General features: G+C 45.9%; 8 protein-coding genes. 1 reads left to right on the top strand and 7 read right to left on the bottom strand.

The genetic code is table 11. From position 1 onward, the window contains the following. The first annotated feature begins 26 nt into the window (after window positions 1-26). Complete coding sequence (locus HJG54_RS32995; protein WP_316436100.1) at window positions 27-674, top strand: acyltransferase; 648 nt, start codon at window positions 27-29, stop codon at window positions 672-674. A gap of 198 nt (window positions 675-872) precedes the next feature. Here HJG54_RS32995 and HJG54_RS32990 read toward each other — a convergent pair whose 3' ends face one another. The 7 genes from HJG54_RS32990 to HJG54_RS32960 form a co-directional block, all read right to left on the bottom strand. Next, complete coding sequence (locus HJG54_RS32990) at window positions 873-2,153, bottom strand: glycosyltransferase family 4 protein (protein WP_316436098.1); 1,281 nt, start codon at window positions 2,151-2,153, stop codon at window positions 873-875. Between the two features lie 42 nt (window positions 2,154-2,195). Beyond that, complete coding sequence (locus HJG54_RS32985; protein ID WP_316436097.1) at window positions 2,196-3,026, bottom strand: class I SAM-dependent methyltransferase; 831 nt, start codon at window positions 3,024-3,026, stop codon at window positions 2,196-2,198. A gap of 108 nt (window positions 3,027-3,134) precedes the next feature. Further along, window positions 3,135-4,922 carry an ABC transporter ATP-binding protein gene (locus HJG54_RS32980; RefSeq protein ID WP_316436095.1) on the bottom strand — a complete coding sequence of 596 codons (1,788 nt, stop codon included), beginning with the start codon at window positions 4,920-4,922 and terminating at the stop codon, window positions 3,135-3,137. Continuing rightward, entirely contained in the window at window positions 4,923-8,147 is a 3,225-nt protein-coding gene (locus HJG54_RS32975; RefSeq protein WP_316436094.1) for a condensation domain-containing protein, read from the bottom strand. Then, entirely contained in the window at window positions 8,144-11,449 is a 3,306-nt protein-coding gene (locus HJG54_RS32970; protein WP_316436093.1) for a non-ribosomal peptide synthetase, read from the bottom strand. Before HJG54_RS32970 ends, HJG54_RS32975 begins: the two co-directional genes overlap by 4 nt. A gap of 90 nt (window positions 11,450-11,539) precedes the next feature. Next, a complete protein-coding gene (locus HJG54_RS32965; protein ID WP_316436091.1) occupies window positions 11,540-12,901 on the bottom strand; it encodes a hypothetical protein in 1,362 nt (453 codons plus the stop codon). A gap of 182 nt (window positions 12,902-13,083) precedes the next feature. After that, window positions 13,084-14,871: a methyltransferase, TIGR04325 family gene (locus tag HJG54_RS32960; RefSeq protein WP_316436090.1), complete on the bottom strand. Its 1,788-nt coding sequence runs from the start codon at window positions 14,869-14,871 to the stop codon at window positions 13,084-13,086. Window positions 14,872-14,899: the final 28 nt, after the last annotated feature.

Below are 14,899 nucleotides of genomic sequence, written 5' to 3'. Positions count from 1 at the left end.
GCTTGATGGTCACCCCGTACAGAAATATGAATCAAAATTCTGAAAAATCTGAATATTTTACAGGTGACTCTAGCAATCGCTCTCTAAATGAAGAACTCCGGAGAGAACTGAAACATTGCTATTTAGCAGGCAAAAGACTGCTAGCTGCGGCTTATCTGAAGCTTTTGCAGAAAAAAGTTGATTTTTCAGCACCTCCTTTATTCTCTGGAAAGCTTTTGCCAGAATTCAATATCCATCAACAAGCTCGTTGCATTCTTGGTAAAGAATGCGAGTTTCTGAACAATCGAATCAAGACAGTGCTGGATGTTCGATGTCCAGGCGCTCATTTGGAAATTGGAGATTATTCATTCATCAATGAAGGGGTAAGAATTTGGGCTTCTACACAAGTTGTGATTGGTTCCTATGCAAAAATTGGTGACAGAGTCACAATTTACGATACTGATTTACACGAAATTACTCCAAATGAATGGAGATATGCTAGTGTTCACATCGGTTCAAATGTTTGGATCGGTACAGGAGCCGTAATACTACCTGGCGTCAAAATCGGTAATCATTCTGTTGTTGGAGCTGGCTCAATTGTTACCAAGGAAATTCCAGAGCGATGTATTGCTGCTGGCGTTCCGGCTAGGATTATTCGCGCATTTGAATGCCCTAATGACTGGGTTCGGCGATAAGAGTGATAAAACAGTAGAAATGGAGCTATTTCATGGAATCAAAAGAAAATGCTCGAATTTTTGGTTACGATGCTGCAGCTTATGCTCAGAGAGATGAAGGCTTCTCTCCCGATATTGTTTATGATGCTGGTTAGAATATTGTGGGTTCAAGTTTAGAACAAATCAATACCCGATAGTCTATTGCTTTTCTCCACGAGCTTATAGGACTGAATGAGTAAAAGCTTCAAGTAAACCTTGGTTGCACCTGGTTTCTTGCAAAATTTCTTCGTACAAGCTTAGATGCTGTTTTCCCACTACTTCAAAGCTAAACGCTTGCTCAGCTTTCCTACGTGCTGCAACCCGAAGTTCATGGTGCTGCTCACTTGACAAAATCCAGGCAATACCTTGTGCTAAATCTTGAATATCGCAGTGCTGGGCTATATAACCATTTTGCAGATGATCCACAATGTCGGCTAAGCCGGTATCGCGGAACACAACAACGGGGGTTCCACAGGCCAGAGCTTCCGAAGCTGTTTGTCCAAAGGACTCTTCAATTGAAGGCGCAATCATCACATCGGCTGCAGCGTAGGCAATCCGCAGTGACAAATCATCATGTAAATGGCCTAGAAAATGCGCCTCAAACCCCAAATCCAGTGGGTTATCAGGAGCAGACGAGCCAAATATGATTAGCTCAATGCGCTCACTCCAGTCAGCTTGACGTAAGCGTTCTAGAGCAGCCTGCAACAAGTGAAATCCTTTCCGTTTGTCGCCAGTTGCATCGATCGCGCCGAAGAGAACTAGCTGTTTATTTTGCGGTAAGTTCAGCAGGTCCCGTGCAACTCGCATATCGAGCGGTTTGAAGACTGTGGTATCCAATCCAAATGGAATCACCTCAATCCGCAAATTTCTGAATAGAGAAGAGCCCTTGGCTGCCTTCGCCATCCACTGACTGGGAGCAACAATGGCTAGGTTTAAGTGTTGCCATGCCTTTGCTTTTCGCTGCCAAACCCAGCGCGATAAATCCTGCTCCTTAGTGCTGTTGAGCTGAGGGCAATGACCACAGGTTACCTGATAGCGATCGCAACCTAAACTGTAGTGACAGCCACCGGTAAACGGCCACATATCCTGCAATGTCCAAACCAGCGGTTTTTGCAATCGTAGTAAGGTTTCAATTCTGAGAAAACTATTACAAACCCAGTTGAGATTGATAATATCAGGATCGATCTGAGCAACTTTGGCCGCGACCGCATCAGGAATCCACTGTGGGGAGAACAGGTAGTGAGTCGGAGAGCGAAACTTAGAGATCGATGAATCTAAGATTGATCGCAGTTTAGCCTTAACTTTATCCTCAACTGTTAATACAGTCTGATCCCGGATCGCTTGATACTGAACCAGCATTTGAGAATCAATGCCAATCTGCTTCAGCCCTACATGAATGCGATAAGCAGCGCGGGCGGCACCACCAGAACTATCAAAGGAGCTGAGGTGTAAAACTTTCATTGAATACTTCCAATTTAATTTAATTCAATTAAATTAAGGCGGTTAATAGAATTTTGCTTTGAGTTTTTGATACCTGGGGTGAACTCTCGACAGGAGGGGAAATGCAATTTTTGAAATCTTTTCTGCTTGTCTAACGAGAAGCCAGTTAACTGGGTGATCAGAAACTTTCCTATACACGAAGGCGTGGCTTCCTTGGCAAGATCCAAGGAACTGGAGACCCATTAGTCTGGCAAAGTAATTGAAAGTGTAGCGTAAATGGAAAGTACAGGGTAAGTGACATTGGATCACAGGATGGAAATGATTTGCAATGATCAAATATCCTCCTACATTAACTGAATTAATCATTTCACCAAGGATCTTTAATGGATCCGGCACATGTTCAAGCACATCTAAACTAATTAGACAGTTGTAGGAATTTGTCAATATATTAACAAATCTTATGTTTTGGTATTTCTTGAGCCTTTCAAGTGCAAAAGCATGGGGGTAAGGTTCATAAATATGAATCAATAAATCCTTCTCTTTTTCAGCAATTATTCGAGCAACGGTACCAAACCCACCACCATAATCAACCACGGAGGTGATGTTCTGCCGATTGGCACTAATCCAATCTAAAATTGCATAACGATAGTTTAAAGATATAGTGTCTTGCTCAGAAAATAGACCATTCAATAACCATACTGGATGGTTATAGAACAAAGCAATTCGTTCCCAGTCAAGCTTTATATTATTGCACCCTTGCTCATCCCAGGCTTGGTCAATTTTTTCCCAAAGCTCTTCAACCGTGAGAAAGGGCTTCTCAATGTTTCCGATTAATCTTCTAATTTCCTGTTCTGCCTGTTCTGGCAACCCTGTCAAATCTAAAGAAGTACTCATATGGCTTAAGTTACAAGCTTCAATCTGAGATTGATAGAATTACAACTGAATAATTTCGTTTGATTTGTTTGGTATGATTCCTAAGTTTGGAATCAATTGAATTGTTGGTTAGGTGAGCACCACTTCCTCATAAGTTCCTGATTTGAAAACTCGACCTTCTTGAAGTGAATAAATACAGTCACAGTGTTCAATCGTAGATAGACGATGGGCAATGATGATCATGGTCTTGATACCACTAAGGGACTTGATAGCTTCTGTAACTAATTCCTCAGTCTCGTTATCTAAAGCCGCTGTAGCTTCGTCAAATACTAAAATTTCGCGTTCATGATATAGCGCCCTGGCAATCCCCACCCGCTGACGCTGCCCTCCAGAGAGTAACACACCCCTCTCTCCGACCATCGTGTCAATTCCTGAAGGGAGTTGCTCAACTAATTCAGATAATTGAGCAGCTTCAATCGCTTTCCATAATCGGTCTTGATCAATCAAGTGCTTGGGTACACCAAAAGCAACATTGTGTTCTAATGTGTCATCAATCAAAAAGATAGACTGAGGAACATAGGCAATGATATTCTGCCAAGCTCGCAGATTTTCGTATATGGAAACACCATCGACTTGAATATCGCCAGATTGGGGGATCAACAGTCCCAGAATCACATCAACGAGAGTTGTTTTACCGGCACCTGATTTGCCAATCAAACCAATTGACTGCCCTTTCCGGATGTTCAAGGAGATACCCTGCAGAGCGTTAGCCGAGGAATTTGGATAGGCATAGGTAACGTTGTTAAGTGCGATCTGATGCAAAAACGTCATATGCTCGCAGTAACTCGAATCTGCTGCCTGCCGAGTCATGCCGCTCGCATCGAATGTTCGTGACTGAAACTGCTCTAGTTCCTTTAGGTCAAGGTATAACTTATCCAACGCATAGCTGTTGTAGCGAATTCCGTTGATCGAAGACAGTAGATTTCCCGCCGCTGGCAATAGGCGAATTGAAGCTAGGGCAAAAATCCCTAATACGGCACTTAGATTCTGAGCATTTTGCTGATTGAGAACAAGAAATAAAAACGTAAAAATGATCAAAAAGGTGATTAAAACGGCCTCGATCATATAGCGAGGCAAATTAGAAAAACTAACAGCTAGACTAGAACTGGTAGCAAATTTCTGGGCCTGCTCCTGCAACTGTTTTTCAAAATGTGCTTCACAGCCAATTACTCGCGTTTCTTTCAAACCGCCTAGACCATGATTAATCACACGGATCATAGCTGTTCGAGCGTCAGATCCATCCTTCCCCCATTGGCTTAACCGGTCCTTGAACTGATGGAATAGCACAAATGAAGCGATCAAAATTCCAGCAATTACCAAGGTGGCTAAAACGTTAGTTGCCACTAGTAAAACAACCAACGCTGCAATAATGACCAAGTTAGATATAGACATGAGCAGGGGAATCAACAGCCCATTGGCTACCGTATGAGTTTCATTGACAATATTCTGAATCAATGCTGCGCTATTTCTATCGAGGTGAAAAGTGTATGGCGCAGCTAAGTACAAACGCATCAGCCGCGAACTCAACTCTCCTTGCTGCCCAAAGCTAAAATCAAAAATATATTTTTGAGCCTTAAAACTGAGAATCGCTTTGAGATAAAAAACAACAATAATCAAGCAACCCGTTAGTATCAAAAACTGGTGAGGGGAAGCAAAGGAGAAAGCTGTATAGATTCGGTTGAGCAAAACATTCTCCTGAACTGCATTGGGATGAGTTGCTAACGTGATAAATGGTCCAACCATTCCAGTTCCTAAGGCTTCCATGAGGGAAACAACAAGGAACAGGATGATCATGATCAAGAGAGCCTTTTTCTTATCCTGGAGAACATAGAGAAATTTAGTGATGAACTTAAGCATCTAGGCTTCCTCTGCTTGATGATTCTCTTGCCGAAGAGTAGAGTCTATGCAGTCTTTGAGGCAATCAGCTAAAATCCTCGACTGCATAATGGACATGTGATGCCCTGGAATAGAATATACCTCTACACCAGATGTTGCAATCTTATTCCACCCTAAGGCCGGATCGCGCTTGTAGCCGGGTGGGCATTCCTGAGCTAGAAAGAGCGTAATTTTGCCACTGTAGGGACGCAACTTATAGGATTTGTGGATTTTACTATACTCTTCCTCCAGCGCTCTGAGTGTGTCAGAGAGGGAACCCTCTACGCTTTTTAGTTGCGTTGCTGGTGTCAAGAACGACCAAGGTGAATATTCTAAAATACGCTGACTGATAGTGTTCATCCAATTTTCAGCGAAGTAAGCATGCAAGTGATTGAACGGAAGAGTCTTGGTAGATGATAACTTCCTTACTTCTGAATCGCTTGCTGTGGTGCTTGGTTGTGAGGCAGAGAGAATTTGCTGTTTCAAAGCTTGCAAAAGGTTTCCCAGTCCTTTTTCTCTAATACGGCTACCAAACCGAGGCAGACTATAGCGTAGGGCATACCCCAGCGAGGAAATTAGTCGAGGAAGCGGTGGTAAGAGAGTAATACCATCTGGGCCATAGCTGTCAAACATAGCCAGTAGGGCAACTTGCTCTCCTTGCGTTTGCAACTGTTGAGCCATTTCCAAGGCAATGTTGCCACCATTAGACAGCCCTGAGAGGTAATAGGGACCTTGGGGCTGTACACGACGAATTTCGTTGATGTAATCAGCTGCAATATCTTCAAGTCGGTTGCTTTTAATTCCACCTCGGCCATGCAATCCTTGGGCTTGTAGACCATAGACTGGGCGATCAGGGCCAAGATTTAGAGCAAGGTCACGGTAGACTAAAACATTGAAACCTCCCCCATGCACGCAGAATAAGGGCAGTTTTTCAGCGTCGCCCGTCTGGATTTCCACTAAGGGAGACCAGGAAATTTCTGCTTCCTGTTGTCGCAACACCGCGGAGAGTTGTTCAATCGTTGGAGCCTGTAACAAGGTGGATAGAGGCAGTCGCTGCTCAAATTTCTCTTCAATTTGGGTAAACAGCCGCACGGCTAATAAGGAATGCCCTCCCAGATCAAAGAAATTATCTCGCATGCTAATGGTTTCTATACCTAGAAGACTTTGCCAAATCTCGGTCAGCGCTTGCTCAATTCGATCTGGAGAACTGATTGGCCGAGTAGAGGAATCTAGAACATTAGACTGGTTTGGAATTGAGTTACTATCGGTACTCTGACTAGTAGAGGCTAACTCTAACTCACCACTAGGCAAATAGCGGACTGTGACTCCGGTTGGATAAAGACAGACGGCTAAATCCTGGATTGAGGAATGTGTCGAAGAGTTAGTAATCAAGCTCCCAGCAGGCAGGGAATCAAGCTTTAGTCCATCCTGGTTACAAATCTTGTCACTCAGATATAACTCACCGCTGACTCCGATAGGCACAGGCTGTAAATGACGGTCAAGCACATGGCTCTGCACCTGAGTCATCCATTGCTCGATTGCCACTCCCGATTGCTTTAGGTGCTCAAGCAATTCAGTTCCGACCAGGATAGAGGTGAGATCCTTTTTAATTCGGCTCCAATCGGCTAGAAGCCGATGTTCTGCCGCAGTAAGTAGCGGTAAAGTGGCGATTGCCTGATCTGGGTCAACGACAACATTCTCAAGAATCATCTGGAAGTGATCCATCGCCCGTTCAATCGTTGCAGCCGAGAACAGCTCTGCATTGTAATCAATCACAGCTCCTAAGCCTTGGTCTTGTTCCCGCGTCACCAGGATGAAGTCATACTTAGTTTTTCCGTGATAGATATAGCCAAACAACGATTCGATGTGCAAATCGGGTAAGACCACAGCGGCCATTCCCTGTCCATTGGTCCAAGGCGGGTTAAGCGTAAATTTAGTCTGGAACAGCGGCGATCGCCCTTGCCGTTGATCTGGGCTTAGAGCATCGATGAGACGTTCGAACGGTAATTCCTGGTGCGCATAGGCATCCAGATTTTGACGATGAATGCGCTGGACCAATTCCCGGAACGTGAGTTCTGGCTCAAACTGAGTCCGCAGAATCAGCGTATTCGAGAAAAAGCCGATCAGGTTCTCTGTCTCGATTCGATTACGACCAGAACTGACAAAGGTGGTGAGAACGTCATCTTGCTGAGAATAGCGATGAAGGAGTATATCAAAGGCGGACAGCAAGACCACAAATAGGGTTGTGCCTAGTTGCTGACTGAGGTAAAGCAAGGCCTGATGCAACGATTTGGGCAACATTCGCGCATAGCGATCACCGCAACAGGTCCGTAAGCCAGACGGTCGCGGATAATCGGTCGGTAGCGGTAAGGCGGTCAGAGGATTGTTTAGCTGCTGCTTCCAATAGTTCAAATGAGATTCGAGAACCTCTCCCTGCAAATGTTGCCGCTGCCAGTGAGCAAAATCTACATACTGAATCGGCAACTCTGGTAAAACCACAGGTTCGTTCAGAGCCAGTGCCCGGTAGATCGTAGTCAGCTCTCGATAGAACAGATCAGAGGAAGTCCCATCGCAGATAATGCAAGGCATATTCCACAGCAGCAGGTGATTCTGCTCTGCCAGTTGAAATAGGGTCAACCGTAGCAGGCGGCCCTGCTCTAGATCAAAGGGCTGACGTGCTGCTTCAGTGGCTCGGTGGTGTGCTTCTTCCTCGCGCTGCGCATCCGGAATGGCTCGCAGATCAACATGGTGTAATTCCACTTCTAGCTCCGAATCAATCACCAGCACGGGTTTCCCCTCAACCATGGGAAAGCGGGAGCGTAGAATTTCGTGGCGGCGAACTATTGCTGCAACACTGCGCTTAAGAATATCGACGTTCAAATTGCCCGTAAACCGCATGACAACGGGCATGTTGTTGGCAGGGCTATCGGGTTCAAACTGATAGAGAAACCAAAACCGCTGCTGAGCAAAAGACAGCGGCAAATCACCTGTTCTGGAAACCGGTTGCAACGCAGATTGTTCAACACTAGAACATTGCTTGATGTCCTGCAAAAATTCAATAAGTTCACGTTTACGATCACGTAACTCAGCCAGATCGTCAGGTGAGAGCCTTCCTTCAGGCGCACGATAACGCAGACGATCGCCCTCTAGCCAAAGTTGAACCTGCCGCGACCGTAACTCAGACAAAAGTAATTCTAAGGATTTCATAGCTCGCCCTCGTCATAACTAGAGGTAGTATCGGAACTTGGTTCTGATGTAGCTTTCATTAGCCAACAAACGGTTTCAACCCGTTCTGCTAAATCAGCAACCATTGGCACCTCAAAAAACGTTCGTAAGGGCAAATCTACTCCTAATTTTTGCCGTAGGCGAGAAAGAACTTGGGTCGCCACCAACGAATGTCCACCCAAATCAAAGAAATTATCATAGATCCCAACTCGTTCTAGCTGCAAAATTTGCTGCCAGATTTCTACTACTTGCTGTTCAGTGGGTGTGCGAGGAGCCACGTAGCTCTCAGTTAGATCACGGACAACATCTAGTTCAGGCAGCGCCTTGCGATCTACCTTACCGTTGGCAGTCAGCGGCAAGCTATCCAGTACCACAAAGTTTGTAGGAATCATGTAGTTAGGCAACTGCTGCTTTAGATAATTACGCAGTTCAGCCGTTGTTGCACTTCTGCCTTGATTCTGAACAACATTTTGGACAACATAGGCGATCAGACGTTCATCAGCGGGCGCTTTTTTGTGGGCTACCACGACACAGCTCTGCACTGCTGGATACTGATTCAAAGCGGCTTCTACTTCTCCTAACTCAATCCGGAAGCCTCTAATTTTGACTTGTTGATCAATCCGTCCCAGAAACTCAACAATGCCATCCGGCAGCAACCGCACCATGTCACCCGTCTTGTACAGCCGTTCTGGTCCATCGCTCAATGGGTTCGGAACAAATTTGGCTTCGGTCAGTTCTGGGCGATTCCAATAGCCGTGTGCCAATCCATCCCCACCGATGTGAAGTTCACCGGGTATCCCAATCGGTGCCGGCTGCCCATAGCGATCGAGAATATAAATCTGGGTATTGGCAATTGGACAACCAATGGGTACAGATAAACCAATTGCTTCAGGTTCTGGAATCGGGTAACAACAGGTAAAGGTTGTATTCTCAGTTGGTCCATAGCCGTTAATCAATCTGCATTCCTTTGCCTGCTGTCGGAATTTCTTGACATGGGGAACCGAGAGAACATCTCCCCCGGCCAGCAAATATCGCAGTGGCTTGAGTGCCTCCAGGTTCTCATCGACCATGAGATGAAACAAACCAGCTGTTAGCCAGAGCGTCGTGATGTGATACTGTTGAATCACATAGGCTAGTTCATCCATCGATGGTTGATCGCCTGGAAAGATGACCACCCTTGCCCCATTCAGTAATGCGCCCCAAATTTCTAATGTTGAAGCATCGAAGGCGAGAGGAGCGAGCTGTAGAAAAACTTCATCTGAACTAAAGCTGGTGTAGTCATTGCCTTTGACTAGCCGCACAGCACCTCGATGGGGAATACACACCCCCTTCGGCTTACCAGTCGAGCCAGAGGTATACATGATATACAGCAAGCTATCGGCTGTTGTATTCTTGCTAAGGTTGCTGGAACTCTCCTGGACAATATTCTGCCAATCCGCATCTAGACAAACTTTAACTGGAGTCGTTTGCGGTAATTTCTGCGCTAGAGACTGCTGCGTCAGTACAATTTGCACCTGCGTATCTTGCAGCATAAAATTAATTCGCTCTGCTGGGTAAGCAGGATCTAGCGGAACATAGGCTCCTCCAGCTTTCAGGGCACCTAATATTCCTACAATTACATCTAGGGAACGGTTCATGTAGATCCCAATCCGTGTCTCAGGACCCACTCCCAACCTTTGTAGATAATGAGCCAACTGGTTACTCCGCTGGTTCAACTCTTGATAGGTAAGTTGCTGATAGTGCTCTACATCGCCTAGGCGCTCGGCAAAAATAACGGCAACGGCATTGGGAGATTGCTCCACCTGAGCCTCAAACAGCTCGTGAACGGTGCTTTGGCTTGGATAAGCTGTTTGTGTTTGGTTCCAAGCTTGCAAGAGTTGCCATTCTGCTTCGGGTAGCAGCGGCAGGATAGCAATGGTTTGATTAGGATTAGCCGCAATTGCTGTCAGCAGCGTTTCAAATTCTGCTAAGCGGCGGTGGATGGTTTTCGGATCAAACAGATTGGTATTGTACTGGCACTCTAACGTAACCTCGCCGTTCAGTTCTGTTGCGTTAATAAACAGTTCAAAGTTCTCATAGGCGCGTGGATTGGAACAAAATTCAACCTCTAGTCCGGCATAAGGCAGTTGGTCGCCAGTCAAACCTTGATCAATGTTGAAGGCGATTGGTACCAAGGGAATGCGGCTAGAATCACGAGGAATCGAGAGTTTTCTAACTAAATTACCGAAGGTAAACTGTTGATGGTCGTAGGCATTCAGAACGGTAGACTGCCGTTGTTTCAGGTAATCGCTAAATCGTAACTGGCCCTCTACCGTGGTACGCAGCGGTAAGAGGTTCACACAATGCCCGACCAGATTATAGTGACCAGACGCAGCTTGACCAGCAGCAGGAACACCGACCACAATGTCGTCCTGCCCAGTCAAACGATGCAGGAATACCTCAAAACTCGCCAGCATCGTTGTCATGAAACTACAGCCTGCTGCGGTACCGAGCTGTTTCAGAGCGGTGACTAATGATGAGGGCAGTGTCCAGTCCTCACGAGCCGCATCAAAGGTACGAACCGCCGGACGAGGTCGATCGGTTGGAAAATCTAGAACTGGAATTGACTGGGAGAATTGCTCTAACCAGAATGCTTCTGTTGCAACCGCTTCCTCGCTACCTGCATTTTCTTCCAGCGTGAGTGCATAGTCACTAAACCGATCGGCTGCTTCTAACTCAGGCATTTCACCCTGCACTAAAGCCGAGTAGATTTTGCCTAAATCTGGAATTAAGACGCTCCAAGACCAACCATCACAAATAATATGATGAGCCGTCATCAACAGCCAATGTTCACCTGCTGACAATCGAAGTAATTGCACCCGGAATAGCGGTCCATGCTCCAAGTCAAAGGGCTGCTTCACCTCCTCACGCAGCAACTGATCCAACTGGACACTCCGTTCCTGCTCATTCCAGCCGGATAGATCAACCAGCGGCACCGCTAGCAATTGATTGACATTGATACAGAGCGTCGTTCCATCTGGGCTGAAGGTCATGCGTAGGGACTCATGTCGCCCTACCAGTTCCTGAAGGGCAACTTGTAGGGCTTCAATATTTAATGTTCCGTGCAGACGTAGAATCTGTGATTCGTTATATGCGCAATTCGCATCATCTCCCATCCGCACCGATGCCCAAATTTCTTTTTGAGATTCGGTTGCTAAAGCCGTTAGTAAAATTTCTCCGCCAGCAAAGGGATCAAAATCGACTGCCGCTACCGCCAACTGCTGACCAACAGAATACGAATTCATACATCACCTCTAAACCGACCAGACACTAGAACCATGCGAAAAATCTGTCAAATATTCGTTTTATAAAATAACCACTTTTTATTAGCTATCTCATTGCTCACTTAATTGCATTGGTTGAGAAACACTTTCACCCAAAGTATTCACTGCTGACACGGTATAAATAGCACCTTCCTTGATTATTTGATCGCGAAACTCTAGCACAACATCAGGAGGCACTGGCGCATCTCCAAAGTTGTAACCCTGCCCCTGAATTGTTTTGAGTAAAGCACTACCCCGGTAAATTCGAAACGCGGGTAATCCATTTTCTAAATCTGGCAAGAAGCGCCAGGTTAGAACAACCTCTTCGCCCAATCTTGTCACCCGAACGTGGGTGGGAGCATCAGGTTTTCGAGTTGGTGTAATCTTACTGGAATAGCAGCTTTCGGCGGAGTACTGCATTAGTCTCAAGACAGAAAATTTTTCTCCTACTCGGCAGAACCCATTTCTCAACTGAGCCCAAGTATTTCCAGTAATATACTGCTGCCAGACACGAGCTGTTTTCTCGTCAGGCAACCAAGCCGCTTCTAACGCATTCCCTTGATACTGTTCGGCTAGTGTTACGTCATGGGTAGATGGATTGCCCAACCATCCTTGAGCGGCATCAATTGGCTGTAATGGAGTACGGTCCGTCAACCGTGCCGCTAAGATGGCGTCTAGATAGGGAATAGCAAGAAACCGCGTATCACCAGATTCGTGACCTGCATTCGCTTCTACTGCAATGGCCCAAATTGCTCCCGCTTTTCTGAACTTAGAGAAAATCTGCCCAGGCAACGTTACACATTGTTGTACGTGAGGTTCTCTCTCGCCAATTGTCCAAAGAACAGGCACGTCAAGCATTTCGGGGACGGACTCAGGATTCAAATTCAAGATCTCCGATGTACCGGAGGAGAGTAGAATGCCTCCACATCGAACGTTAACAACGGCAACGACTCGCTCCGGATAATGATGCAGCATTTGCATGGCCCAATCTGCCCCACCTGAGTGTCCCCACAAAGCCCAGGGGATCTGGTCTAGCTCTGGACGATGGCTCTTCTCGGCTAACGCGCTTAAAGCATCTAGATAGGACTGCTCTGCAACTCTATCTTCAGCCGCTTCGTCTACACACATGGGGTAAACGGCCGGAAGTTGAGTACCTAGAAGGGCAAACTGATGCTTCGCGGCCAATGCCTGCCACTGTAAGTCGTTGGCGTGATCAAGTCCCGTCACTTTGGCTGGATCACCACAGCCATGCTGTTTCACAATTAATCCACGCAGGGAAACGACATTAGCCGGAACCCATAGCCTATAGTGAGCCAGTAGTTCCTGATCTGTTGATTGTGCCAACGGAATTGAAACCTCGTAATAGCTTCCCTGCGAAAAGTCAGAACTCGTATTGTCGCTATTCAAAGGATTTGCCGGGGGCTGTGGAGTCATTGCCATCCAGCTTTTCCACCCCAAGTTGGCAAGAGGTAGAACTAGAATTAACAGCATCAGGGCAGGTAGTCTCCACTGGGAACAAACCATAGTCAAGTTAATGGCAGATGAACATAGTCATACTAAAATTTTCAGAGTTGCTAATCAATCAAGAAGGGCAGTACCTTAACGTTAAGTTTCAATCAATGAATTTCAATCAATTTGAAATAAAAGCCATAGTAAGCAGTAACTTGGCGATTGGCATGAAAAGGAATCCGGCATTGGCGATCGAGTTGGCAGCTATCTATTAGTTCATAGCCAACGGACTGCAACGCTTGAATAAAGCTCAACCGATTCTCAACTTTGTATGGACTAAAGGCATAACCCAAGTTTTGCAAGGTTACAAACGTTGGACCTTCATAGAAGGGTGTATGATTAATCAAAAGATGCCTTGGTTTGGTTTTAAACTGACTTAGAAGAGTTGCCAAAGTCGGCTCAATGTATTGCAGCGTTCCTATAGTCAACAAAATATCGTAACCGTCTGCATCCACTAGCTCGGTGGTGAATTTAAGAGCAGAACTGTTGGTTTCCCGCGCTAATTTTTCTCCGGCGTTCACTAGTTCCGAAAGTTCACACACCGTCCAGCATAGGTTCTCAGGAAAGGTGATGTGGTTTTGGAAGCCATAGTAACTAACTCCCACATTACCGCCTAAGTCAAAGACTGTAGTACTGTCCTCTAAGGCTTGTCGTAACCAGGGCAACATCGGGTAGTCAAAGGGATCCAATCGTCCTAATACCCGACAAGCTGTATATTCTGAGACAGAGGCTTGCTCATGCATGTCAGGCTGATTGTGACTAATGCGAGCGTTGGCTGGAAGGGCCTGCAATGCCTCTGCAAAGGTGCTGTATACTCCTCGGCAAGCAGCTGTTTTGCGTGGAAAGCACCAGTAAAACCGATAGTAGTCAGAAATAACAGGAGCATTCAGCAGCAAGGTTTCAGGGAACTGTTGCAGCTTACGAACCGCTCGAACTGGTAGTCCAAGTAATTTCTTGATCTGGTTGATACCTGATTTGTGAACATCCTGTTTTGTAATCGGTTTTTGGGTAGAAAATAGCCCAATCAACTGAATTTTAAGTGTATCTTGCCAGACCGATTGCCCGGGTGGGGTTGGTTTGAGCTTGAGCTTACGCAAAAAGTAGTTTGCTTGGTAAATCCTAGCTTTCAAATCAAACGATCGTAAGTAAAAGTTAATACTCAGGGTGACTGAAAATTGCTGTTTGGTTTTCACCCAGTGGGGCGCATTAACCGGATGATGAACCCCTTCACCAGGTGTGAGGTGATAGACACTGGCTTTAGACTGGTGTTCAGGGTGATAATCCGCAGCTTCCACATTGCCCACATAAAAGGCTTCTAGCTCCTCTTCAGTGAGGATGGAGCGGTCTTTCTGGTCAAAGAGATTAACCTCTTTTTCACCTTTGATTTGAAATAGGAAATTAGACTCGTGATCAATGTGATAGTTAGTGATGGTATTGGGTGAGGTAATAAAAATATAGGCGTCCATCCAGGTGATTTCTTGCCGTAGCGGAACACCTGTGAGCGTCTCTAGCTCCAGAATAATCTGCTCAAGTAAGGCGCAATATTCTGGATCAACTTCAGCATCGTTGATCAACACCAACGAACCCGATTCTTCGATATGAGCAATTGCTTCTTCTACCCGACCTTTATGGACTCGATCTGACCATTTGCAGCCAACCGGCACTTGTCCCCCTACCAGACAGGTTACTTTCTCCGGTCCTAAGTGGGTTGAAACGAATTCTGCTAATTCAACTAAACGCGGAATTTCAAATAGAGGATGGTCAGCTAGGTTATGCGAGAATCGGAAAGAGGTTTGATTAAACTGCTGACTGAAACTGCCTGTTTCTGCCTTGATAATCCGTTCGGGTACAGACAGAGAAGTTGGATAGCACGGTTGAAATTGGGTAGAAGACATACAACAATTCCTAGGTTTCCAGATAGAA

It is taken from the genome of Leptolyngbya sp. NK1-12 (genome assembly GCF_032598965.1).
GTDB lineage: Bacteria > Cyanobacteriota > Cyanobacteriia > Elainellales > Elainellaceae > Elainella.
Note: the sequence above shows the minus strand (reverse complement) of the source record. Positions and strands in the feature narration are given on the sequence as shown.

What these genes read in the sequence shown, in the direction of transcription:
- HJG54_RS32995 (WP_316436100.1), top strand. Translation starts at nt 27, where the DNA reads ATGAATCAAAATTCTGAAAAATCTGAATATTTTACAGGTGACTCTAGC.
- HJG54_RS32990 (WP_316436098.1), bottom strand. Translation starts at nt 2,153, where the DNA reads ATGAAAGTTTTACACCTCAGCTCCTTTGATAGTTCTGGTGGTGCCGCC.
- HJG54_RS32985 (WP_316436097.1), bottom strand. Translation starts at nt 3,026, where the DNA reads ATGAGTACTTCTTTAGATTTGACAGGGTTGCCAGAACAGGCAGAACAG.
- HJG54_RS32980 (WP_316436095.1), bottom strand. Translation starts at nt 4,922, where the DNA reads ATGCTTAAGTTCATCACTAAATTTCTCTATGTTCTCCAGGATAAGAAA.
- HJG54_RS32975 (WP_316436094.1), bottom strand. Translation starts at nt 8,147, where the DNA reads ATGAAATCCTTAGAATTACTTTTGTCTGAGTTACGGTCGCGGCAGGTT.
- HJG54_RS32970 (WP_316436093.1), bottom strand. Translation starts at nt 11,449, where the DNA reads ATGAATTCGTATTCTGTTGGTCAGCAGTTGGCGGTAGCGGCAGTCGAT.
- HJG54_RS32965 (WP_316436091.1), bottom strand. Translation starts at nt 12,901, where the DNA reads ATGACTCCACAGCCCCCGGCAAATCCTTTGAATAGCGACAATACGAGT.
- HJG54_RS32960 (WP_316436090.1), bottom strand. Translation starts at nt 14,871, where the DNA reads ATGTCTTCTACCCAATTTCAACCGTGCTATCCAACTTCTCTGTCTGTA.